This is a genomic window from Thermomonospora umbrina (genome assembly GCF_003386555.1).
Classification (GTDB): domain Bacteria; phylum Actinomycetota; class Actinomycetes; order Streptosporangiales; family Streptosporangiaceae; genus Thermomonospora; species Thermomonospora umbrina.
The window spans coordinates 5,715,206-5,737,096 of record NZ_QTTT01000001.1 but is presented as its reverse complement, the minus strand read 5'-3'; the positions used below and the strand labels follow the sequence as shown (position 1 = coordinate 5,737,096).

Genomic DNA, 21,891 nt, shown 5'->3' with positions numbered 1-21,891 from the left:
TGAGCCGTCACTCCTTGTCGTGGTCATCGTCCCCGCCGGGGGCCTGCGCGGGGGTGTCGTCGTCGGCGTCGCGGGAGCCCACCCGGGTGCCGTCCAGTTGGAGGCCCCGTGCGGCCAGCACCACCGCGAGGACCCCGCCGCACACGATCGCCGAGTCGGCCAGGTTGAAGACCGGCCAGTACGGCAGCTCGATCCAGTCGACCACATGGCCCTCCAGCGGCGAGGGGGCCCGCAGCATCCGGTCGGCCAGGTTGCCGGTGGCGCCGCCGAGCAGCAGCCCCAGGCTGACCGCCCAGGGCAGGCTGCGCAGGTTGCGGGCGGTGCGCAGGATCGCCAGCACCACCCCGAGGGCGATCACCGTGAAGACGAGGGTCATCCCCGTGCCGATGGAGAAGGCGGCGCCGCTGTTGCGCGTCACCCGCAGGGTGAGCGCGCCGCCCAGCAGCTCGATGGGGGTGCGGCCCTCCAGGCGGGCCACCACGATGATCTTGCTGATCGTGTCGAGCGCCACCGCGACCAGCGCCACCGCGACCAGCGCGCCGATACGGCGCGGCCGAGGGGACCTGGTGGTCCCCTCGGCTGCGTCCTGTTCGGAGTCTTGGGCGTCGCCTGCGTTAACGGCCGACGCTCCCCGATGCGACTCGGTCAATCAACGACGCTCCTCACGTTGTTTGCAGGGTACGCACAGGGTCGCACGGGGGAAGGCCTGGAGTCGCGCCTTGCCGATCGGCTTGGCGCACGACTCGCAGACGCCGTACGTCCCGGCGTCCATCCGCGCGATGGCCCGCTCGTTCTGCACCATCATGTCGCGGGAGTTGTGGGCGAGCGCCATCTCGTGCTCGCGCGCCTGGGTCTTGGCGCCGGTGTCGGCCTGGTCGTCGCCCGCCCCGTCGCTGGTGTCGCCCTCGGCGATCTGCGACTCGGCGGCGGCGACCTCCGCCCCGAGGGCGGTCATCTCCGTCTCCAGCCGGGCCCGCACCTCGGCGAGCTCGGCGTCGGTCCAGCGTTCCTCATCGCCCCGGACCGGCAGCTCGGCGGCCTGGGAGGAGGTCCCCGTCCCCATTCCGGTTCCCCTTGCGCTGGTCTTCTCCACGGGCAGTGCGGGCAGCATAGGTCTCCTCGTCCGGGACGGCAAACGAACCCTTCGGGTAACAGGCCGCATATGCCCAACGGCCGGTCGTCAGGAACCCAGCAACCCGTCGATCTTTGCCCTGATCTCGGCCGCGTCGCCGGCCACCTCCACCACCTTGTCGCGGCTGGTCGCCCCGCCGACCAGGGTGACGTCGCGACGCCGGACCCCGAGCGCGTCGGCGACCGCGCGCAGCGCCGCCTCGGTGGCCCTGCCCTCGACCGCGCGGGCCGCGACCTTGACCACGAGCGCCTCGCCGTGCGCCCCGCCGACCCTCGTCCGGGACGCCCCCGGGCCCACCCTGATCGCCACCCGAACGGCCACCGCGCCCCCCTCACCGTTCATGGGGAGAGGTTCCTCCCCTCGGTGCAGTATCGTCGCTTACGGCAGTCTCATAGGCACGGCCCTGATGGGGACACCTGCCGCCGTACGCAGCCATGAGCGATCCGGGGACGGTGCGAGCCCGGAGGCGAGCCCGGCGGTCTGATCACCCCGGAGCCGCCGGAAGAACGGCCTCGCGCCCAGTAGACCCGGCCGCCGAGACTCGGAATGAAGTGGGCCGCGCCCGTCGGCGCGGTCAAGGGAGGGTGGTACCGCGGGGCCCGCCGGCCTCGTCCCTCCGGTCCGCATGAGTCGTCGTGTCGTACCGGAGGTTCCGCCGTGACCCGTCAGTTCAGGGCGCTGCCCGCGCAGGTGGATCTGCCCGCGCTCGAACGCGAGATGCTGCGCCGCTGGCAGGAGGGCGCCGTCTTCGAGCGCTCCCTGGAGCGCAACGCCGAGGGCCCGCGCTGGGTGTTCTACGAGGGCCCGCCCACCGCCAACGGGATGCCGGGCGTCCACCACGTCGAGGCCCGCGTCTTCAAGGACGTCTTCCCCCGCTACAAGACCATGAAGGGCTTCCACGTCCCCCGCAAGGCCGGCTGGGACTGCCACGGCCTGCCCGTCGAGGTCGCGGTGGAGAAGGAGTTGGGCCTGTCCGGCAAGCAGGACATCGAGCGCTACGGCGTGGCCGAGTTCAACGCCCGCTGCCGCGAGTCCGTGCTCCGCCACGTCGACGCCTTCGAGGCCATGACCGAGCGGATGGGCTACTGGGTCGACATGTCCCAGGCGTACCGGACCATGGACCCCGACTACGTCGAGGCCGTGTGGTGGTCGCTGAAGGTCATCCACGACAAGGGCCTGCTGGTCCGCGACCACCGGATCAGCCCGTACTGCCCCCGCTGCGGCACCCCGCTGTCGGACCACGAGCTGGGCCAGCCCGGCGGGTACGAGAACGTCGTCGATCCGTCGGTGACCGTCCGGTTCCCGCTCACGTCGGGGCCGCTGGCGGGCCGCGCGGCGCTGCTCGTGTGGACCACGACCCCGTGGACGCTGGTCTCCAACACCGCCATCGCCGTCCACCCGGACGTCACGTACCTGGTCGCCACCAACGGCGCGGAGTCCGTCGTCGTCGCCGAGCCGTTGTTCGAGAAGGGGCTCGGCGAGGGCTGGGAGGCCGTTCAGCGGGTGCCGGGCGCCGAGCTGGTGGGGCTGACCTACCGGCGGCCGTTCGACCTGGTCGACATCCCCGACGCGCACCGGGTGATCGCCGCCGACTTCGTCACCACCGAGGACGGCACCGGCATGGTGCACCTGGCCCCCGCGTTCGGCGCCGACGACTTCGCCGCCTGCCGCGCCAACGGGCTGCCGACGGTCAACCCGATCCGGCCCGACGGACGCTTCGAGGCCCAGGTGCCGCTGGTCGGCGGGGTCTTCTTCAAGGACGCGAACGAGCCCCTGCTGAAGGACCTGGAGGAACGGGGCCTGCTCTTCCGGGGCGAGTCGTACGAGCACAGCTACCCGCACTGCTGGCGCTGCCACACGCCGCTGCTCTACTACGCGCTGCCGGCCTGGTACATCCGCACCACCCAGATCAAGGACCGGCTCCTGGAGGAGAACGCCGGCACCAACTGGTTCCCCGAGACGGTCAAGGAGGGCCGGTACGGGGAGTGGCTGCGCAACAACGTCGACTGGTCGCTGTCCCGTTCGCGCTACTGGGGCACGCCGCTTCCCTTGTGGCTGTGCGAGGACGACCACGTCACCGCCATCGGCTCCCTGAAGGAGTTGGGCGAGCACGCCGGGGGCGACCTGTCCGCGCTCGACCCGCACCGTCCGTACGTGGACGACGTGACGTTCGACTGCCCCGAGTGCGGCAAGGAGGCGCGACGGGTGCCCGACGTCATCGACGCCTGGTACGACTCCGGCTCGATGCCGTTCGCCCAGTGGGGCGCGCCCTACCGCAACCAGGACGTGTTCGAGGCGTCCTACCCGGCGCAGTACATCTGCGAGGCCCAGGACCAGACCCGCGGCTGGTTCTACTCGCTGATGGCGGTCGGCACGCTGGTGTTCGACAGGTCCTCGTACGAGAACGTGCTGTGCCTGGGCCTGATCCTGGCCGAGGACGGCCGGAAGATGAGCAAGCACCTGGGCAACGTCCTCGAGCCGATCCCCCTGATGGACCGGCACGGCGCGGACGCCCTGCGCTGGTACATGGCCTCCAGCGGGCTCCCCTGGGCCGCCCGCCGCGTAGGCCACGCCGCGCTGGAGGAGATCGTCCGCAAGGTCCTGCTCACCTACTGGAACACCGCGTCGTTCCTCGTCCTCTACGCGAACGCGGCGGCGTCCGGGGACGGCTCCGGGGACGGCGAGGCGTGGACGCCGGAGCGGATGGGCGAGGCCCCCGCCCCCGCGGACCGGCCGCTGCTGGACCGGTGGGCGCTGGCGGAGCTGCACCGCACCGTCCGCGAGGTGGACGCGGCGCTGGAGCAGTTCGACACCGCCCGCGCCGGGCGACGGCTCGCCGAGTTCGTCGACGACCTGTCGAACTGGTACGTGCGGCGCTCACGGCGGCGGTTCTGGGAGGGCCCGCAGACCCCCGACGGGTCGTCCGCGTTCGCGACGCTCTACCAATGCCTGGAGACGCTGACGCGGCTGATGGCGCCGCTGGTGCCGTTCCTGACCGACTACGTGTGGGACGTCGTCCGGCCCGCCGACGGTCCCGAGTCGGTGCACCTGGCGTCCTGGCCCGAGGTGCGCGAGGACCTGCTGGACGAGCGGCTCACCGGGCAGATGGCCCTCGTGCGGCGGCTGGTCGAGCTGGGGCGGGCGGCGCGGGCCGGCAGCGGCGTGCGGACCCGGCAGCCCCTCGGCCGCGCCCTGGTCGGCGCGCCCGGCTGGGCCTCCCTCCCCGAGGAGCTGCGCGCCCAGATCGCCGACGAGCTGAACGTGGAGCACTTCGAGGACCTGTCCGCGATCGGCGGCGACCTGGTCGAGTACGAGGTCAAGCCCAACTTCCGGGCCCTCGGCGGCCGGTACAAGAAGGACGCCCCCAAGGTCGCCAAGGCGGTCACCGGCTCCGACCCGGCCGCGCTCGTCGCGGCGCTGCGGGCCGACGGCACGGTGTCCCTGGAGGTCGCCGAGGTCGGCGACGTCGCCCTGGGCCCCGACGACGTGATCGTCACCGAGCGTCCGCGCAGCGGCTGGGCGGTGGAGAGCGCGGGGGGCGAGACCCTCGCCCTCGACCTGTCCATCACGCCCGAGCTGCGCCGGGCCGGGCTCGTCCGCGAGGTCATCCGGCTGGTGCAGGAGGCCCGCAAGGCCGCCGGACTGGACGTCACCGACCGGATCGAGCTGTGGTGGCGGACCGAGGGCGCCACGGCCGGGGACCTCGGCGAGGCGCTGCGCACCCAGGGCGGGCAGGTCGCCGCCGAGGTGCTGGCCGTCCGGATCGAGGAGGGCGAGCCCGACGAGGAGCTGCCGGTCCGGCGGGACGAGGACCTCGGGCTGGTGTTCCGACTCCGCAAGGCGGTCTGAAGGCCGTCCGAAACACGAGGGCCCTGACCGCTTTTCACGATACATCGCGTTTGGAATGATGGAGGGGTGGACCAGTCTCAGACCCCCTCCCCGCCCGAGCCCCACCCCGCCGCCGCGTCGCCGGCCGTGCCGTCGTCCGGCGGCCCGGCCGCGATGCGGGCGTCCGACGCCGATCGCGACCGGATCGCCGACCGGCTCCGCGAGGCGCTGGCCGAGGGAAGGCTGACACCCGACGAGCACTCCGACCGGATCGACGCCGTCTACCGTGCCAGGACGTACGCCGAGTTGGCCCCGATCGTGGCGGACCTGCCCGCCGAGGGCGACACGTCGGCGAACGGCGGGGTCCGGCTCGACAAGGAGCCGCCCCTGCCGGAGCCACGCCGCGAGTCGGCGAGCGTGACGGCCGTCTTCGGCGGGGCCGAACGCCGGGGCCGCTGGCTGGTCGAGGCGCAGACCAGTGTGCTCAGCGCCTTCGGCGGCGTGGACTTGGACTTCCGTCAGGCGGTGCTGAGCGCGCGGGAGGTCACCCTCAACATCACCTGCGTCTGCGGGGGCGTCTCCCTCACGGTGCCGCCGGGCGTCCGCGTGATCAGCTCGATCTCGGCGGTGTTCGGCGGCACCTCGCTGCCCGACGACGACCCGTTGGATCCGGACGCCCCCGTCATCCGGCTGAGCGGCGTCGCGATCTTCGGGGGCGTGGACGTCAAGCGCAAGAGGCTCGGGAGCCCCTAGCCCCTCAGCCCCGGGTGGGCTCCTTGTCGGGCTGGCAGACCAGGCACGGCGTGCAGCCGCGGGCCTGGGCCTCCGAACGCGGCAGCGCCTCCAGGTCCTCGGCCTCGTCGCCGATGTCCTCGATCAGCGCGCAGTCGGAGTTGTGGTAGCGCCGGGTGCCGCTGAGGATCCGCACGATCGGGTCGGACGCGGGGGCCCCGGGCTCGGCGGGACGGTCGCCGGTCGTGGCGGCCTCCGGCCGGGCCTGCTCGGGCACCGGCCGGTCGGTCACGGTGGGCCGGGGCGGGGCCGTCTCCCTGCGCACGGTCGGCGCCGGCCAGGCGGACGGCACGGGGCTCGGCGCGGCGGGCGCCGGGGCCGGGGCCGCCGGAGCGGGGGGTGCCGGGGCCGCCGGAGCGGCGGGTGCCGGGGAGGTCGGGGCGGGCGGCGTGGGAGCCGCCGAGGACGGTGTCGGCGGGGTCGCCGGCGGCTGCGGCTGCGGGGTCGGCGGGGCCGCGGGTTGCGGGGGTGACGGCGGCGGCGCGGACAGCGGCGAGAGCCGGGCCGGAGTGGGCGGGGCCGGAGCCGGGGCGGGCGGCGTGGGAGCCGCCGCGAGCGGAGCCGACGGGGCCGGGGGCGTCGGCGGCGCGACCGACTGCGCGGACGGGGCCGACGGGCCGGAGGCCGCGGTGGGGCCGTCCCCGGGAAGGTCGGGCTTGCTGAGCACCGCGGTGGTGCCGGTGCCCGCGGAGCCCTTGGCGGAGTCGTCCCCCTGCTCGGCGGACTTGGCGGAGCCGGCCTTGCCGCCCCTGCGCTCGGCGGCCTTGGGCTCGCCCTTGCCTGCCGCCTTGGGCTCCGACACCGCGGCGCGCGCCGCCAGGGCGGTGTCGGGCATGCAGGCGGTGCAGGGGCTGAACCCCTCCTCCTTGGCCTCGACGTAGGTGAGCTCCTCGGTGTCGCGGCCGGCCACCTGGCGGCAACTGCCCAGGTGGTAGCGCTTACGTCCGGGAACGACCTTGACGAGGGCCTCGTCCGGCACCCGTGCGGGCTGGGCGGAGGCGGCGGGTGTGGGCGCGTCGGCCGCGGCCGGGCGGGCGCCCCCGCGCGGACCGGCGGACGCCTTCGCCGCCTTGCCCTTGGTGCGGGCGGGCTTGGTGCGGGCGGCCTTGGCCGCCTTCTTCTTGGAGCGGGCCGCGCCCGCGCCCGCGCCGAACAGTTCCCTACGCCGCAGGTACACCCCGATGGCCAGGCAGATCGCCGACACCGCGCTGACCGCGATCGAGATGTAGATCACCGTCAGCGTCTCGAGGCCGAAAACCTTCGCGTCCGCTTCCGCGTCACGGCCGGCGACCATGCCCGCAACCAGCAGGCCGATCGCCACCACCACGAGGACGCCGCTCAGGATGATCACAGGGTCCTTCTCTCTACAGGCCGCCCAGGGCGCCTGGGGCCACCGCCGGTCTTCGCAGCGCCGTGCGAATGGCCTCGCTGCCATTCGCGGTACGGCGCGATCGCAAAGACACTATCGCTCACGCGACGGGCGTCAACGCCTGTCGTGCGGAGGGTTGTCGGCGGTGTGAAACGCTCCGGTGGCGGAGTGCTGGGCGTGCTGGGCCGGCTCGGCGGGCGGCGGGAAGGGCGTGGGCCCGGTCGTCGCGGGAGCGGGGGCGGGGGTGGGCGCGGGGGCCGGTTGCGGCTGACCGTTGCGGTTCTCCTGGTGCTGGATCACCTGCTGCGGGCCGGTCTGCGGTCCGGTGCCGGGACCTCCGGGGCCGAAGGGGCCTCCCTCGGTGGTGCCGACCTCCAGCTCGCGCAACTGTCCCTCGAGATAGACCTTGAGCCTGCTGCGGTACTCGCGCTCGAAGGCGCGCAGGTTGTCGACCTCGCGCTCGAGCTCCTCGCGCTGCTGCACCAGCGACCCCATCACCTGACGGTGCCGGTCCTGGGCGTCGCGGTCGAGCTCGGCGCCGCGGGCGCGGGCCTCGCCGAGGATCTGGTCGGCCTGGCGGCGCGCGTTGCCGACGATCTCCTCGGCCTCGCGGCGGGCGCGGCCCAGCGTCTCGTCGGCCTCGCGGCGGGCGTCGGCGATCGCCTGGTCGGCGGTCTGCTGCGCCAGCGCCAGCACGCGGGCCGCGGTGTCCATGTTGTCCTCGCCGCTGGGGGCGGGCATGCCGAGGGCGCCCAGCGCGGGCTCAGGCTCGGGCTTGGGCTCCGGCCGCGGCGGCTCGGGCACCGGGGGCAGCTCCGGCTTGGGCTCCACGATCGGGGCGGCCATGGCCGGCACCTTGCCCCGCAGGCACTCCGCCAGCTTGGCGCGCAGCTCCTCGTTCTCCTGAATGAGGCGGTCGAGCTCCGACTCCACCTCGTCGAGGAAGGCGTCGACCTCTTCCTCGTCGTACCCGGGCCTGAGCCGGGTGGTACTGAACTGCTTGTTCCGCACGTCGGCGGGTGTGAGCGGCATGTCGTCTCCTAGGCGCGCTTGGAGTCTGTCCCAAAGGACGGTATCCGATCAGGGCTCCGGGGCGAAGATGATCATGACCTCAAACCCCCCACGAAGATGATCATGATGTAGACCACGAAGAAGAGCACCGTGAAGCTGAGGTCCAATGCCAGATTACGCACTCGTACCGGCGGGATGAACCGTCTCAGCAGTTTCAGCGGGGGGTCGGTCACGGTGTAGGTGATCTCCGCCACCACCAGCAGCACTCCACGGGGCTGCCACGACCGGGCGAACGACTGCAGCACATCGAAGATCAGCCTCCCCATCAGAAAGAGAAGGAAGATCCACAGAATCGTGGTCAGCACGTTCACGACGATGTTCACGGACACTCTCGCATGTGGCTGGTCAGCTTTGGTTGAAGAATCCTCGTTCTGCCATCCGGGCCTTGTCCTCGGCCGTCACCTCCACGTTGGCGGGCGACAGCAGGAACACCTTGTTGGTAACACGATCGATGCTCCCGCGCAGGCCGAATATGAGACCCGCCGCGAAGTCGACCAGACGTTTGGCGTCACTGTCGGTCATCTCGGTCAGGTTCATGATCACCGGCGTGCCCTCACGGAAGTGCTCGCCGATGATCCGGGCCTCGTTGTAGGTCCGCGGATGAAGGGTGGTGATCCGCGCGAGGTCGGACGAACCGGACTCGTACAGCGTCACGGAGCGTCGCTCGGGGGTCGCCGGCGCGTGATGATCGCGATCCCGGTCCGGTGTCTCCTCGGCTCGGGTAAGCTGGCCGCCGGACTCCTCGGACCTGCGCCGCCCCTGATCGGTCGCCTCGTCGTCGTAGACGTCGTACTCGTCGTAGTCGTCGTACTTGTCCTCATAGCGGTCGTCCTCAACCAGGCCGAGGTAGACCGCCATCTTGCGCATCGCGCTGGCCATAAGCCCCTCCGTCGTCCTGTGGGTGCCGCGCCTGGCGGACGGCCGCTGCCGGACAGTTGCCGAAGTGGCCCCGTCCCGGGCGGGTGCCACTGTGGGGACATTACCTGACGATTGCGCTCCGGCCGCCGAGCAACGCCGTACCGATCCGCAGGTGTGTCGCGCCACACGCGACGGCCTGCTCCAGATCCCCGCTCATACCGGCAGAGATCGCCGTGGCCTCCGGGTGCGCGGCGCGCAGGTCCGCCGCGATCCGCGCGAGCCGTTCGAACGCGCGGGCCGGATCCGCGCCCTGCGGCGCCACCGCCATCACGCCGCCGAGCTCGAGTCCGTCCGCCCCCGCGATCAGCCCGGCCAGCCCGGGGACCTCGGCGGGGGCCGCGCCGCCGCGCCCCCCGGGACGCTCGTCCAGGGAGACCTGCACCAGGCAGCGCAGCGTCCGTTCCGCCCGGACCGCGCCGGCCGACAGCGCCGACACGAGCCGGGCCCGATCGACGGACTGCACGACATCGGCGTAGGCGGCCACCGCACGGGCCTTGTTGGTCTGCAGTTGCCCGACGAAGTGCCAGGTCAGCGGGAGGTCGGCGCATTCGGCGGCCTTGGGGGCGGCCTCTTGGTCGCGGTTCTCCCCGACCTCGGCGATCCCGAGGCCGGCCAACAGCCGGACGTCGGAGGCGGGGAACGTCTTGGTCACCGCGATCAGGGTGATCTTCGCCGGGTCGCGGCCTGCGGCGGCACAGGCCGCCGCGATCCGCCCGCGGACGAACGCGAGGTTGTCCGCCAGTTCCCCGGCGCGGGCGGTCGTCGAGACGCCCACTACTTGAGGAAGTCCGGGACGTCGAGGTCGTCGTCCTCGTCGAAGACGACGGGGCGGCGGCGCGGGCCGGTGCCGGGGCCGCCGTCGTTCTCGCCCGCGTGGACCCGGGCCGAGGACTGCTCCGACGCGGGCCGGGGACGCGGCGCCGGGGCTGCGGGCGCCTCGCGCTCCTGCTTGGCGGCCGGGGCGGGGGCGGGGTCGGGCGCGGCGGCCGGACGACCCGCCGAGGTCTCGTCCTTGTCGGCCGTGGAACCGGCGGGCTCCGGCTCGCCGCCGGACGCGCCGGGCTCGCGGGCCGCGGTCTCCTCGCGGGACGGCGCGGACGCCGGGGCGTTCTGGGCCTGCGGCGCGGCGGCGGCCTGCGCCACCGACTGCGCGGGGGCCGCGGGCTCGGTCCGGCCGACCCGGGTGGGGATGGGGTTGGCCGGGACGGGGGCGGCGGGCGCGGGCGGGGGGGTGGAGCGGTTCGCCGACGACGGAAGCCTGCGGTTCTCGGGCTCCGGCGTCGGCTTAGTAGGGCGGCCCTCGTCGAACCCCGCGGCGATCACGGTCACCCGGACCTCGTCGCCGAGCGCGTCGTCGATGACCGCGCCGAAGATGATGTTGGCGTCGGGGGCGGCGGCGTTGGACACCAGTTGGGCCGCCTCGTTGATCTCGAAGAGGCCGAGGTCCGAGCCGCCGGAGATGGACAGCAGCACCCCGTGCGCCCCGTCGATGCTGGCCTCCAGCAGCGGGCTGGAGATCGCCATCTCGGCGGCGGCCACCGAACGGTCGTCCCCGCGCGCCGAGCCGATGCCCATGAGCGCCGAGCCGGCCCCGCTCATCACCGACTTGACGTCGGCGAAGTCCAGGTTGATCAGACCCGGGGTGGTGATCAGGTCGGTGATGCCCTGCACACCGGACAGCAGCACCTGGTCGGCGGCCTTGAACGCGTCCAGCACGCTGACCTGGCGGTCGGAGATCGACAGCAGCCGGTCGTTGGGGATGACGATGAGGGTGTCGACCTCGTCGCGCAGGGTCTCGATGCCGGCCTCGGCCTGCATCGCCCGGCGCTTGCCCTCGAAGCTGAACGGGCGGGTGACGACTCCTATGGTCAACGCGCCCAGCGATCGGGCGATGTTGGCGACCACCGGGGCGCCGCCGGTGCCGGTGCCGCCGCCCTCGCCCGCCGTGACGAAGACCATGTCGGCGCCCTTGAGCACCTCCTCGATCTCCTCGCGGTGGTCCTCGGCGGCCTTGCGGCCCACGTCGGGGTTGGCCCCCGCGCCGAGCCCGCGGGTGAGTTCGCGCCCGACGTCCAGCTTGACATCGGCATCGCTCATCAGCAGCGCCTGGGCATCGGTGTTGATCGCGATGAACTCGACGCCCTTGAGGCCCTCTTCGATCATCCGGTTGACGGCGTTGACGCCGCCGCCGCCGATGCCGACGACCTTGATGACCGCGAGGTAGTTCTGCGGTGCTGCCACGACGAGGGGCCTTTCCGCTCGCTTGCGTCCGGCCGGCCGGAGGCTTCGTCGAAGCTCCGGCCCGCGCGATGTTACCGACCAGGTCGCCCACGGCCTCCGAGACCGCACGGCAACTCTCACCCTCAAGTTGAGGGTTATACTTATGTCAACCTGAGGACTGATACGGACAGTAGGGGCGGGTCACCGCCAGGGTCAACTAACCCCCCCGGAAGTGCACCGGCGTGTCGCGACGCGCCCGGCTCGTCCGAGCCGGTGCGACTCGTCCGCCGAACCCCGCGATCATCCCTCGGTCGGTCCACCCCGGTCCCTCCCCTCCCGACGCGTCGCACGCGCGTCCGGTGCGCGTGCAGTCCTCCAAGACTGCCCCATGCGGGGGCGCCCGCACGCGCCGACTCGCGCGGACGGGGCCGATCGCCGGTGTGATCCTTCGCGTACCGGGCTCACCGGGTCGTCACCACCTCGGGCGAGCTGACGTCGATCATGCGGGCGGTGCGCCCGGCCGACGTCCGCCGCAGCGCGTCCACCAGACGGCCCTTCTCGGCGGCGCGTCCCGGCGCGCCCCACACCACCGTCAGCGGTTGGTCGCCGGAACGCTCCCCGCCCAACCGCAGGGTGACCGACTCCGGACTGGTCGCCTCGACCCCGGTCAGCCGCCGGGCCAGGCCGTCCGGCAGCTCGCCGATCACGCCCAGCGCCGCGCGGGTGGCCGGGTCGTCCGGTCCGGGCGCGCCGACCGACAGCACGGGCAGCGCCGGCCGTTCCGGCGAGTCGACCACCGTCATCCCGAACCGGTCGAGCGAGAAGTACCGGCCGGAGCGCTCGACGGCGACCACCGGCGTCCGCTCCCGCACCTCGATCCGCACCGTTCCCGGCCAGACCCGCCGGACCTCGGCGGACTCGACCTCGCGGACGCCCCGCACCCGGTCGCGGACGGCGTCGGTGTCCAACCGGGCCATCGGCAGCCCCAGCCGGATCCGGGCCTCGGCGACCAGCCGGTCGCGGGGCACCAGCCGGGTCCCGGACACCTCGACGTGCCGGACGACCAGCAGCTTGGACCCGAGCAGCACCCAGCCGGCCGCGCCGAGCACGGCCAGCACGAGCAGCATCACGAAGATCAGCTTCCACCGGTTCGGACGTCGTCGGGCCCGCGCCGCGGGCGCCGGCCGCCGGGGTCGTGCCGTCTGAGTCTCCGCCATGGCCTCGATGATGACCCGAATCGATTTCGGATTCCTCGTTCCACGCCGCGCCGGCCACTTCTGCGGCCGAGTCGTGACCGTCCCGGCTCAGCCGAGCCGTTCCAGGATCAGCGGGCCGAGCCCGGTCACGTCGCCCGCGCCCAGCGTGATCACCAGATCGCCGGGACGGGCCAGACCCGCCACCACGCCGGGGACCTCGTCCCACTCGGGGACGTACTCCACCCGCGTGCCGGCCGGGACCGCGTCGGCGATCAGCCGGCCGCTCACACCCGGCTCGGGATCCTCGCGGGCCCCGTACACGTCCAGGACCACCGCCACGTCGGCCAGGCCGAGCGCCGCGCCGAATTCGGCGGCGAAGAACCGGGTGCGGCTGTACAGGTGCGGCTGGAACACCGCGACGATCCGGCCCGCGCGCCCCTCGGCGGCGAGCTGGTCCACGTAGTCGCGGGTCGCGTTCAGGTCGGCCGACAGCTCGGTCGGGTGGTGGGCGTAGCTGTCGAAGACCTGCACCCCGCCCGCCTCGCCCTTGCGCTCCAGCCGCCGCATCGACCCGGTGAACGAGGCCAGCCCCTCGCGCACCACCTCGAAGTCGTGCCCGAGCAGCCGCGCGACCGCGACCGCGGCGGTGGCGTTGTGGGCGTAGTGCCGGCCGGGCACCTCCAGCCGCACGGACCCCAATCCCTCGATCTCGAAACACGAGCCCAGCCCGCGCGGGTTGAAACCGGTGATCCGCAGGTCGGCGTCGTCGGCCTCGCCGTAGGTCACCACGGTCAGCCCGCGCTCGCGGGCGGCCTCGGTCAGCTCGCGGGCGACCGGGTCGTCCGCGCCGGCCACCAGCGCGCCGCCGGGGGCGATGCGGCCGACGAACCGCCGGAAGTTCTCCTTGACCTGCTCGAACTCGCCGTAGTTGTCGAGGTGGTCGGCCTCGACGTTGGTGACCACCGCGATCTGCGGCGTGTAGCGCAGGAACGATCCGTCGCTCTCGTCGGCCTCGGCGACGAACACGTCGCCGGTCCCGTCGTCGGCGCCGAGCCCGGTGGTGACGAGCTGACCGCCGATGCAGTACGCGGGGTCGGCCCCGGCGTGCTGCAGGACCACGGTCAGCATCGACGTGGTGGTGGTCTTGCCGTGGGTGCCCGCGACCGCGACGGCCCGCCGCCCGATCATCAGCGACGCCAGCGCCTCGGAACGGTGCAATACGCGAAGGCCGCGTTCCCGGGCCGCCCTCAGCTCGGGGTTGCTCTCGCGGATGGCGGTGGAGACCACCACCGTGTCGGCGTCGCCGAGGTGCTCGGCGGCGTGCCCCACGTAGACCTTGGCGCCCAGCCCACCGAGCTGACCGAGCAGCTCGGAGTCCTTGGCGTCGCTGCCGGAGACGGCGATGCCGCGGCGGAGCATGATCCGGGCGATGCCCGACATGCCGGCGCCGCCGATCGCGATGAAGTGGACCCTGCCCAGCTCGGGCGCCGCGCCCCCGGCGGTCCCGGTCATCGGGCTCTGGCCCCGTGCACGACCTCGCGGACCATCCGCGCCAGCGTCACGTCGGCGTCGCGGCGGCCCATGCTCGCGGCGGCCTCCGACATCTGCGCCACCTGCGCCGGGTCGGCCAGTGAGGGCAGCAGGTTCTGCCGGATCCACTCGGGGGTCAGCTCGGCGTCCTCGACCAGCATCCCGCCGCCCGCCGCCACGATGGGCTCGGCGTTCAGGCGCTGCTCGCCGTTGCCGTGCGGCAGCGGGACGTACGCCGCCGGCAGGCCCACCGCGGCCAGTTCGGCGCAGGTCATCGCGCCGGACCGGCACATGGCCATGTCGGCGGCGGCGTACGCCAGGTCCATCCGGTCGCAGTACGGCAGCGTCACGTACTGCGGACCGTCCCGGGAGGGCTCGGGCTCCTCGGTGTTCTTCGGCCCGACGATGTGCAGCACCTGGATGCCCGCCGCGCGGAACGCCGGGGCCGAGGCGACCGCCGCCCGGTTGAGGGAGCGGGCGCCCTGCGAGCCGCCGAAGATCAGCAGGGTGGGCAGGTCCGGCAGCAGCCCGAAGTAGGAGCGCGCCTTGTCGCCCATCGCCAGCCGGTCCAGCGTGGCGATGTCGCGGCGCAGCGGGATCCCCACGAAGGTCGCGTGCGGCAGCGGGGAGTCGGGGTGCGAGACCGCGACGTTCTCGGTGAACCGGGCGCCGAGCCGGTTGGCCAGCCCCGGACGCGGGTTGGCCTCGTGCACGATGATCGGCACGCGGCGCTTGCGGGCGGCGAGGTAGCCGGGGGTGGCGACGTAGCCGCCGAAGCCGACCAGCACGTCGGCCTCCACCCGGTCCAGCACCGCGGCGGCCGCGTTGATGGCCCCGCGCAGCCGGCCGGGCACGGTCAGCAGCCGGGGTGTCAGCGTGCGGGGCAGCGGAACGGGCGGCACCAGGGCCAGCTCGTACCCGCGCTGCGGGACCAGCCGGGTCTCCAGTCCCCGCTCGGTGCCCAGACAGGTGATCCCGACGCTCGGATCCTCGCGGCGCAGCGCGTCGGCGAGGGCAAGGGCGGGCTCGATGTGTCCAGCGGTCCCGCCGCCGGCCAGGACAACCCTCATGCTCGGGAACGCCTCCTTGACGTGATGAAGAAGAGTACGGACGTCATCGCCGTGCCAGACCCAGCCAGCTTAGGGCGCGCACGGCCGGTCCGGGACCCCGTGCGGCCAGCGCCTGCCGCGCTCCCGGCTCGCGCTGCGCGAACGCCAGCAGCATGCCCAGCACGACCAGGGTGGGGATCATCGCCGATCCCCCGTAGGACACCAGCGGCAGCGGGATTCCCGTGATGGGGAGCACACCGATCACCGCCCCGATGTTGACGATCGCCTGGACCGACAGCCAGCCGGTGGCCGCCGCGGCGGCCAGCCGCATGAACGGGTCCTTGACCCGCCGGGCGATCCGCAGTCCGGCGTAGGCCAGCAGACCGAAGAGACCCAGCACGACGAGGGTACCGACCAGCCCCAACTGTTCTCCGACGATCGCGAAGATGAAGTCGGTCTCGGCGTGCGGCAGGAACCCCCACTGGGCCCGGCCCTCCCCCAGCCCGGTGCCGAACCAGCCGCCGGAGGCGATGGCCAGCAGCCCCTGGGTGCCCTGGTACCGGATGCCCAACGGGTCGCCGGACTGGTCCAGGAACCCCGTCAGCCGCTGCATCCGGTAGGGCTCGACGACGATCAGGATGGCCACCAGCAGCCCGATCAGCCCGGTCATGCCGACGAACAGCCGGAACGGGGCGCCCACCACCCACAGCAGCGCCAGGAAGATCGTGAGGAGCACCAGCGTGGTGCCCAGGTCGTTCCCCAGCATCACCAGCAGCACCACCACGCCGGCGCCGGGCATCAGCGGGATCAGCAGCGCCCGCCAGTCGGTGAGCTGGCCCAGCTTGTCGCGCCGGGCCATCAGGTCGGCCCCCCACAGCACCAGGCCCAGCTTGGCGGGCTCCGACGGCTGGATCTGGAACGGCCCCAGGTCGATCCACCGGGTCGCGCCCCAGGCGGTCGAGCCCAGCCCCGGGATCAGCACGATCACCAGGCCGATCACCGACAGCAGCAGCAGCGGGTAGGCCAACGCCCGGAACGTGCGCGGCGGCAGCCTGGCCGCCAGCCACATCGCGGGCAGCCCGATGCCGACCCACATGGCCTGCTTCTGGAACAGCGTGTACGCCGAGCCGGTCTGCTCCAACTGCTCGACGTTGGAGGAGGCCAGCACCATGGTCAGCCCCAGCGTGAGCAGCAGCATCGAGCAGCCGAGCACCAGGTAGTACGAGGTCAGCGGGCGGTCCAGCAGCCCGACCACCGCGACGATCTGCGCGCGGATCCCGGGCCGGCCGCCGCTCCCGCCCTCCGCGGGAAGCGAGGTCATGGCGTCTACCGCGCCGTCCCCGGGCGGTCGGGCGGATCGGGCAGCCTGCGCACCGCGTCGGCGAACGCGTCGCCGCGCGCGCCGTAGCTCGTGAACATGTCGAACGACGCCCCGGCGGGGGCCAGGAGCACGGTGTCGCCGGGTCGGGCGAGACGGGAGGCTTCGGTCACGACGGTGTCCATCGCCCCAGTGTCCGTGGCGGCGACGTCCACGACCGGCACATCCGGGGCGTGTCGTGCGAGAGCGCGGGCGATCTGGTCGCGATCGGCGCCCAGCAGCACCACGGCCCGCAGCCGGGGCGCGCACGAACGCACGAGGTCCTCCACGTCGGCGCCCTTGAGCAGGCCCCCCGCGATCCACACCGCCGACTCGCAGGCCGCCAGCGACGCGCCGGCGGCGTGCGGGTTGGTGGCCTTGGAGTCGTCCACGTAGTGGACGCCGCCGACGGTCATCACGTGCGCGATGCGGTGCGGGTCGGGCGTGAACGCGCGCAGCCCCTCCCGTACGGCCTCGGGCGGTACGCCGAAGGCACGCGCCAGCGCGGCGGCGGCGAGCGCGTTGGCCACGTTGTGCGGGGCGAACGGGCGGACGTCGCCGAGCGCGGCCAGCTCGGCGGCCTCGCGCACCGGGTCGGCGACGAACGCGCGGTCGACCAGCAGGCCCTCCACGACGCCGAGCTGCCCCGGGCGAGGGACGTCGAGCGTGAACGCGGCGACGGGCGACGCTCCGGCGAGCCGTGCCGCGACGGGGTCGTCGGCGTTGGCGACGGCGAGCGTCCCCGGCGCGTAGATCCGGCCCTTGTCGGCCGCGTACGCGTCCAGGGACCCGTGCCAGTCGATGTGGTCGGGCGCGACGTTCAGCACCGCGGCGGCGAACGGGGCCACGGTGGACGACCAGTGCAGTTGGTAGCTGGACAGCTCCACGGCCAGCACGTCGTACGTGGGGTCGAGGACCGCCTCGACGATCGGCGTGCCGACGTTGCCGACCGCCAGCGGCCGTCGACCGGCGGCCGACAGGACGGCCGCCAGCATCCGTACGGCGGTGGTCTTGCCGTTCGTGCCGGTGAGCGCCAGCCACGGCGCGGCGTCGGCCGGGCGCAGCCGCCAGGCCAGCTCGACCTCGCCGTACACCTCCACACCGGCCGCGACGGCGGCCGAGGGCAGCGGCGCGTCGGGCCGCCAGCCCGGTGACACGACGACCAGCTCGGTGCCGGGCGGCAGCGTGTCGCCGTCGCCGAGCCGCACCGTCACCCCGTGGGACTCCAGCTCGGCGGCCTGCCCGCGGGCGGTCTCGTCGTCGCGGGCGTCCACGGCGGTGACGCGGGCGCCCCGCCCGGCCAGGGCGCGGGCCGCCGCCCGACCCGAGACCCCCAGGCCGGCGACGCAGACCGCCAGATCCTTCCAGTTCACCCCTTGGGCATCCATTCCAGGTAGAACAGGCCGAGCCCGATCGCCACGAACAGCGCCGACATCAGCCAGAACCGCACGACGATCGTGGTCTCCGCCCAGCCGGACAGTTCGAAGTGGTGCTGCAGCGGCGCCATCTTGAACACGCGCTTCCCGGACCCGGTCATCTTCGAGCTGATCCGGAACACCCCGACCTGGATCATCACCGACAGGGTGATCATCACGATCAGGCCCGCCAGGATGGCCAGCAGGAACTGGGTGCGGGTGAGGATGGCGAGGCCGACCAGCACGCCGCCCAGGGCCAGCGAGCCGGTGTCGCCCATGAACACCTTGGCGGGCGGGGCGTTCCACCACAGGAACCCGAACACGCCGCCCAGCACGGCGGCGGCGACCACCGCCAGGTCCAGCGGGTCGCGGACGCTGTAGCAGTTGGGCGCCAGCCCGTCGCCGTAGCAACTGTTGCGGAGCTGCCAGTTGCCGATGATGACGTAGGCGGCCAGCACCATGGCGGCCGGTCCGGCGGCCAGGCCGTCCAGCCCGTCGGTCAGGTTGACGCCGTTGGAGACCGCGGCGATGAGCAGCAGCGCCCACACCACGAACAGGTAGGGGCCGATCGAGGGGCCGAAGTCGCGCAGGAACGACAGTTGGTCGGTGGCGGGGGTGACGTCGTACCCGTTGGGGAAGTTCAGCGCCCCGACGGCGAACACCACGCCGACCAGGATGATGCCGATCATCTTGGCGCCGCTGCGCAGCCCCAGGCTGCGCTGCTTGAACACCTTGATGTAGTCGTCGACGAAGCCGACCAGGCCCAGCCCGGTCATCAGCAGCAGCACCAGCCCGCCGGACACGGTCGGGGTGGTCTGCGTGACCACGTGCGCGACGGCGTACCCGACCAGGGAGCCGACGATGAAGACCGCGCCGCCCATCGTGGGGGTGCCGCGCTTGTCGTGGTGCGCGGACGGGCCCTCCTCGCGGATCATCTGGCCGTAGCCCAGCCTGCGGACGATGCGGATCCACACCGGGGTCCCCACCATGCCGATGAACAGCGAGACCGCGGCGGCCAGGATGATGTTCTTCACCGGGAGGACCCCCCGGCGGCCAGCAGCCCCTCGGCGACGCGTTCCATCCCGGTGACGCGAGAGCCCTTCACCAGCACGACGTCCCGCGGCCGAAGCCGCTCGTTGAGCGCGGTCACCGCCGCGCCGACGTCATCCACCTGCACGCACTCTCCCGTCCATGACCCCTGCCGCCCTGCCCCGTCCAGCATCGGCGCCGTGGCGGCGCCGACGGCGACCAGGCCCGCGAATCCGTCGCGCGCGACATGCTGCCCGATCTTCTCGTGTTCCGCCACAGAACGGGCACCGAGTTCGCCCATTTCACCGAGTGCGGCGAAGGCCCGCCCGCCCGCGGCCCGCGCCATGTGGGCGACCGTGTCGAGCGCGGCGCTCATCGACTCGGGGTTGGCGTTGTACGCGTCGTTGACCACGACGACGCCGTCGGGCCGTTCCGTGACCTCCATCCGCCACCGGCTCATCGGCCGGGCCGCCGACAGCGCCTCGGCGACGGCCGCGGGCGCCATCCCGGCCTCGCGGGCGACCGCCGCCGCGGCCAGCGCGTTGCCGACCGCGTGCGAGCCGCGCAACCCCAGCGACACCGGTACGGCCGCCTCCGGGGTGACGAGGGTGAAGCGGGGACGGCCCTGCGCGTCGAGCGTCTCGTCCTCGGCGCGGACCGTCGCGTCCGCCGCGCGCCCGAAGGTCACGACCCGCGCGGAGGTACGGGACGTCATCGCGCGCACCAGGGGGTCGTCGGCGTTCAGGACGGCGACTCCGGTGGGTGTCAGCGCCTCCACCAGCTCGCCCTTGGCCTTGGCGATGACCTCACGTCCGCCGAACTCGCCGATGTGGGCGGAGCCGACGTTCAGCACCACCCCGACGCCCGGCGGGGCGACCTCGCACAGGTAGGCGATGTGACCGATGCCGCGGGCGCCCATCTCCAGGACGAGGTGACGGGTCCCCTCGTCGGCGCGCAGCACGGTGAGGGGGTGGCCGATCTCGTTGTTGAACGACCCCTTGGGCGCCACCGTGGGGCCGTGGTGCTCCAGCACCTGCGCGATCAGGTCCTTGGTGGAGGTCTTGCCCGCCGACCCGGTGACGCCGACGACGGTGGCGTCGGGCAGCCGCTCCAGAACGCCTCGGGCCAGTCGTCCGAGCGCGGCGACCACGTCGTCCACCACCACGGCGGGCACTCCGTCGAGGGGGCGCGCGGCCAGGACCCCGGCGGCGCCGGCGGCCACCGCGGCGGCGGCGAAGTCGTGGCCGTCCACCCGGTCCCCGCGCAGCGCCACGAACAGCGCGCCCGGGCCGGCCGCCCGCGAGTCGATGACGACCGGGCCGGCCGCCACCGCGCCCGCGGCGCCCGGCGGCGCCGTGCCGCCCGTGAGCTCCGCGATCTCCGACAGCGCCAGTGGGATCAACGCCGGCCCCCGTCCCTTCCGTTCGTCCCGGCGGTCAGCCGCCGCAGTTCGGCGCGGACCACCTCGCGGTCGTCGAAGGGGAGGACCCGACCGGCCACGTACTGCCCCTGCTCGTGCCCCTTGCCCGCGACGACCACCACGTCGCCGCGCCGGGCCCGGCCGAGCGCCAGCGCGATCGCCTCGGCGCGGTCGGGTTCCACCACCAGGTGCGCCCGTTCCGCCCGCGGCACCTTGAGCACGCCCTCGACCATAGCGGCGAGGATCGCCAGGGGGTCCTCCGACCTCGGGTTGTCGTCGGTGAGCACCGCCACATCCGCCAGCCTGGCGGCGGCCTCCCCCATCAGCGGCCGCTTGCCGCGGTCGCGGTCGCCGCCGCAGCCCAGCACCACGATCAGCCGTCCCGCGGTGACCTCGCGCAGCGAGCCCAGCACCGCCTCGACGGCCCCGGGCTTGTGCGAGTAGTCCACCAGCGCGGCGAACCCCTGGCCCTCGTCCACCGGCTCCAGCCGCCCCGGCACCCCGGTCAGCGAGCCGACCCCGCGCAGCGCGGCGGGCAGCCCGATCCCGGCCTCCACCAGCGCGACGACCGCGGCCAGCGCGTTCGCCACGTTGAACGGCCCGGCCAGCCGGATGGAGGCGTCGGCCTCGATGCCGCCCGGGCCCACCACCCGGAACACGCTGCCGTCGGCGCCCAGCCGGACGTCGACGGCCCGCCAGTCGGCCGACGGGTCCCCGGCGGCCGAGAACGTCGTGAGCGGTATCCGCGCGGTCCGCGCGAGTTCGCGGCCGTGGCCGTCGTCGATGTTGACCACCCCGACGCGGGAGTACTCCGGCGTGAACAGCCGGGCCTTCGCGGCGAAGTAGCTCTCCATGGTGGGGTGGTAGTCCAGATGGTCCTGCGACAGGTTGGTGAAGATCGCCACGTCGTAGTGGGCCCCGCCGACCCGGCCCTGCTCCAGGGCGTGGCTGGAGACCTCCATGACCCCGGCGCCGGCCCCGCGCTCCCGCATGGTGGCGAAGATGGCGTGCAGGTCGGTGGCCTCCGGCGTGGTCAGGGCGCTGGGCAGCCGGGTGTCCCCGATGCGCGTCTCGACGGTGCCGATCACCCCGGTCTCCACCCCGGCGGCGCGCAGCCCGGCCTCCAGCAGGTAGACGGTGGTGGTCTTGCCGCTGGTCCCGGTGACCCCGATGAGGGTCAGGTCGCGGGCGGGGTCGCCGTACACCCAGGCGGCCGCGTCGCCGAGCCGGGCCCGCGGATCGGGGACCGTCAGCACCGGCAGGCCGGTGGCGGCGGAGCGTTCCCGTCCGTCCGGGTCGGTCAGGATCGCCACGGCGCCGGCCGCGGCGGCCTGGGCGGCGTAGTCGGCGCCGTGCGCGCGGGCGCCCGGAAGGGCGACGTACAGGTCGCCGGGCAGCACCTGCCGGGAGTCATGGGTGACCCCGGTCACCGCGGCCTCGGACGTGCCGGGCTCGTCGGGCGGAACGGACAGCAGCGCGGCCAGCCCGGACAGCGGGCGGGCGGGATTGGTGGTCGGGCGCATCACGGTTCTTTCGCGGCGGTCAGGGGCCGGACGTCGCCGGCC

General features: G+C 73.6%; 19 protein-coding genes. 2 read left to right on the top strand and 17 right to left on the bottom strand.

Annotated elements, in window-relative coordinates; all coding sequences use genetic code 11:
- Positions 1-7 precede the first annotated feature (7 nt).
- From DFJ69_RS25695 to DFJ69_RS25685, 3 genes are all read right to left on the bottom strand, one after another.
- Positions 8-649 (bottom strand): signal peptidase II, encoded by a 642-nt coding sequence (locus DFJ69_RS25695; protein WP_116024967.1) that lies wholly within the window; start codon positions 647-649, stop codon positions 8-10.
- Complete coding sequence (locus tag DFJ69_RS25690; RefSeq protein ID WP_116024966.1) at positions 650-1,063, bottom strand: TraR/DksA family transcriptional regulator; 414 nt, start codon at positions 1,061-1,063, stop codon at positions 650-652.
- 117 nt (positions 1,064-1,180) lie between these two features.
- The gene (locus DFJ69_RS25685; protein ID WP_116024965.1) at positions 1,181-1,474 is read right to left on the bottom strand and encodes a DUF167 domain-containing protein; all 294 of its coding nucleotides are present in this window, start codon (positions 1,472-1,474) and stop codon (positions 1,181-1,183) included.
- 315 nt (positions 1,475-1,789) lie between these two features.
- On the opposite strand from DFJ69_RS25685, the gene ileS reads away from it, so the two are divergent.
- Positions 1,790-4,981: an isoleucine--tRNA ligase gene (gene ileS, locus DFJ69_RS25680; RefSeq protein ID WP_211328739.1), complete on the top strand. Its 3,192-nt coding sequence runs from the start codon at positions 1,790-1,792 to the stop codon at positions 4,979-4,981.
- A 66-nt stretch (positions 4,982-5,047) separates the two neighbouring features.
- Positions 5,048-5,713 (top strand): DUF1707 SHOCT-like domain-containing protein, encoded by a 666-nt coding sequence (locus tag DFJ69_RS25675; protein ID WP_245974571.1) that lies wholly within the window; start codon positions 5,048-5,050, stop codon positions 5,711-5,713.
- Positions 5,714-5,717: 4 nt separating this feature from the next.
- Here the strand turns inward: DFJ69_RS25675 and DFJ69_RS35010 are convergent, their stop codons facing one another.
- From DFJ69_RS35010 to DFJ69_RS25605, 14 genes are all read right to left on the bottom strand, one after another.
- A complete protein-coding gene (locus DFJ69_RS35010) occupies positions 5,718-7,103 on the bottom strand; it encodes a hypothetical protein (RefSeq protein ID WP_116024963.1) in 1,386 nt (461 codons plus the stop codon).
- 132 nt (positions 7,104-7,235) lie between these two features.
- A complete protein-coding gene (locus DFJ69_RS25665) occupies positions 7,236-8,153 on the bottom strand; it encodes a DivIVA domain-containing protein (RefSeq protein ID WP_116024962.1) in 918 nt (305 codons plus the stop codon).
- Between the two features lie 71 nt (positions 8,154-8,224).
- Positions 8,225-8,515, bottom strand: a complete 291-nt coding sequence (locus tag DFJ69_RS25660; protein ID WP_116026913.1) for a YggT family protein — start codon at positions 8,513-8,515, stop codon at positions 8,225-8,227.
- A gap of 22 nt (positions 8,516-8,537) precedes the next feature.
- Entirely contained in the window at positions 8,538-9,071 is a 534-nt protein-coding gene (locus DFJ69_RS25655; RefSeq protein ID WP_116024961.1) for a cell division protein SepF, read from the bottom strand.
- A 100-nt stretch (positions 9,072-9,171) separates the two neighbouring features.
- Positions 9,172-9,885, bottom strand: a complete 714-nt coding sequence (locus DFJ69_RS25650) for a YggS family pyridoxal phosphate-dependent enzyme (protein ID WP_116024960.1) — start codon at positions 9,883-9,885, stop codon at positions 9,172-9,174.
- On the bottom strand, positions 9,885-11,351 hold the full coding sequence (gene ftsZ, locus DFJ69_RS25645) for a cell division protein FtsZ (protein ID WP_116024959.1): 1,467 nt from the start codon (positions 11,349-11,351) through the stop codon (positions 9,885-9,887). Before ftsZ ends, DFJ69_RS25650 begins: the two co-directional genes overlap by 1 nt.
- Before the next feature lie 440 nt (positions 11,352-11,791).
- Complete coding sequence (locus DFJ69_RS25640) at positions 11,792-12,547, bottom strand: cell division protein FtsQ/DivIB (RefSeq protein WP_116024958.1); 756 nt, start codon at positions 12,545-12,547, stop codon at positions 11,792-11,794.
- Between the two features lie 87 nt (positions 12,548-12,634).
- Entirely contained in the window at positions 12,635-14,038 is a 1,404-nt protein-coding gene (gene murC / locus DFJ69_RS25635; protein ID WP_116024957.1) for a UDP-N-acetylmuramate--L-alanine ligase, read from the bottom strand.
- The gene (gene murG, locus DFJ69_RS25630) at positions 14,035-15,126 is read right to left on the bottom strand and encodes an undecaprenyldiphospho-muramoylpentapeptide beta-N-acetylglucosaminyltransferase (protein WP_116024956.1); all 1,092 of its coding nucleotides are present in this window, start codon (positions 15,124-15,126) and stop codon (positions 14,035-14,037) included. The genes murC and murG overlap by 4 nt, the downstream gene beginning before the upstream one ends.
- A gap of 43 nt (positions 15,127-15,169) precedes the next feature.
- On the bottom strand, positions 15,170-16,426 hold the full coding sequence (gene ftsW / locus DFJ69_RS25625; RefSeq protein WP_116024955.1) for a putative lipid II flippase FtsW: 1,257 nt from the start codon (positions 16,424-16,426) through the stop codon (positions 15,170-15,172).
- A gap of 5 nt (positions 16,427-16,431) precedes the next feature.
- A complete protein-coding gene (gene murD / locus DFJ69_RS25620) occupies positions 16,432-17,850 on the bottom strand; it encodes a UDP-N-acetylmuramoyl-L-alanine--D-glutamate ligase (protein ID WP_116024954.1) in 1,419 nt (472 codons plus the stop codon).
- On the bottom strand, positions 17,832-18,911 hold the full coding sequence (gene mraY / locus DFJ69_RS25615; protein ID WP_116024953.1) for a phospho-N-acetylmuramoyl-pentapeptide-transferase: 1,080 nt from the start codon (positions 18,909-18,911) through the stop codon (positions 17,832-17,834). The genes murD and mraY overlap by 19 nt, the downstream gene beginning before the upstream one ends.
- The gene (locus DFJ69_RS25610; protein ID WP_116024952.1) at positions 18,908-20,308 is read right to left on the bottom strand and encodes a UDP-N-acetylmuramoyl-tripeptide--D-alanyl-D-alanine ligase; all 1,401 of its coding nucleotides are present in this window, start codon (positions 20,306-20,308) and stop codon (positions 18,908-18,910) included. The genes mraY and DFJ69_RS25610 overlap by 4 nt, the downstream gene beginning before the upstream one ends.
- Positions 20,305-21,849 carry a UDP-N-acetylmuramoyl-L-alanyl-D-glutamate--2,6-diaminopimelate ligase gene (locus tag DFJ69_RS25605; protein WP_116024951.1) on the bottom strand — a complete coding sequence of 515 codons (1,545 nt, stop codon included), beginning with the start codon at positions 21,847-21,849 and terminating at the stop codon, positions 20,305-20,307. The genes DFJ69_RS25610 and DFJ69_RS25605 overlap by 4 nt, the downstream gene beginning before the upstream one ends.
- Between the last annotated feature and the right edge of the window lie 42 nt (positions 21,850-21,891).

Excerpts from the sequence above, each read along its gene's own strand:
- DFJ69_RS25690 (WP_116024966.1), bottom strand. The coding sequence starts at position 1,063 with ATGGGGACGGGGACCTCCTCCCAGGCCGCCGAGCTGCCGGTCCGGGGC.
- DFJ69_RS25685 (WP_116024965.1), bottom strand. The coding sequence starts at position 1,474 with ATGAACGGTGAGGGGGGCGCGGTGGCCGTTCGGGTGGCGATCAGGGTG.
- DFJ69_RS25665 (WP_116024962.1), bottom strand. The coding sequence starts at position 8,153 with ATGCCGCTCACACCCGCCGACGTGCGGAACAAGCAGTTCAGTACCACC.
- DFJ69_RS25655 (WP_116024961.1), bottom strand. The coding sequence starts at position 9,071 with ATGGCCAGCGCGATGCGCAAGATGGCGGTCTACCTCGGCCTGGTTGAG.
- DFJ69_RS25640 (WP_116024958.1), bottom strand. The coding sequence starts at position 12,547 with ATGGCGGAGACTCAGACGGCACGACCCCGGCGGCCGGCGCCCGCGGCG.
- murC (WP_116024957.1), bottom strand. The coding sequence starts at position 14,038 with ATGACCGGGACCGCCGGGGGCGCGGCGCCCGAGCTGGGCAGGGTCCAC.
- murG (WP_116024956.1), bottom strand. The coding sequence starts at position 15,126 with ATGAGGGTTGTCCTGGCCGGCGGCGGGACCGCTGGACACATCGAGCCC.
- ftsW (WP_116024955.1), bottom strand. The coding sequence starts at position 16,426 with ATGACCTCGCTTCCCGCGGAGGGCGGGAGCGGCGGCCGGCCCGGGATC.
- murD (WP_116024954.1), bottom strand. The coding sequence starts at position 17,850 with ATGGATGCCCAAGGGGTGAACTGGAAGGATCTGGCGGTCTGCGTCGCC.
- DFJ69_RS25605 (WP_116024951.1), bottom strand. The coding sequence starts at position 21,849 with ATGCGCCCGACCACCAATCCCGCCCGCCCGCTGTCCGGGCTGGCCGCG.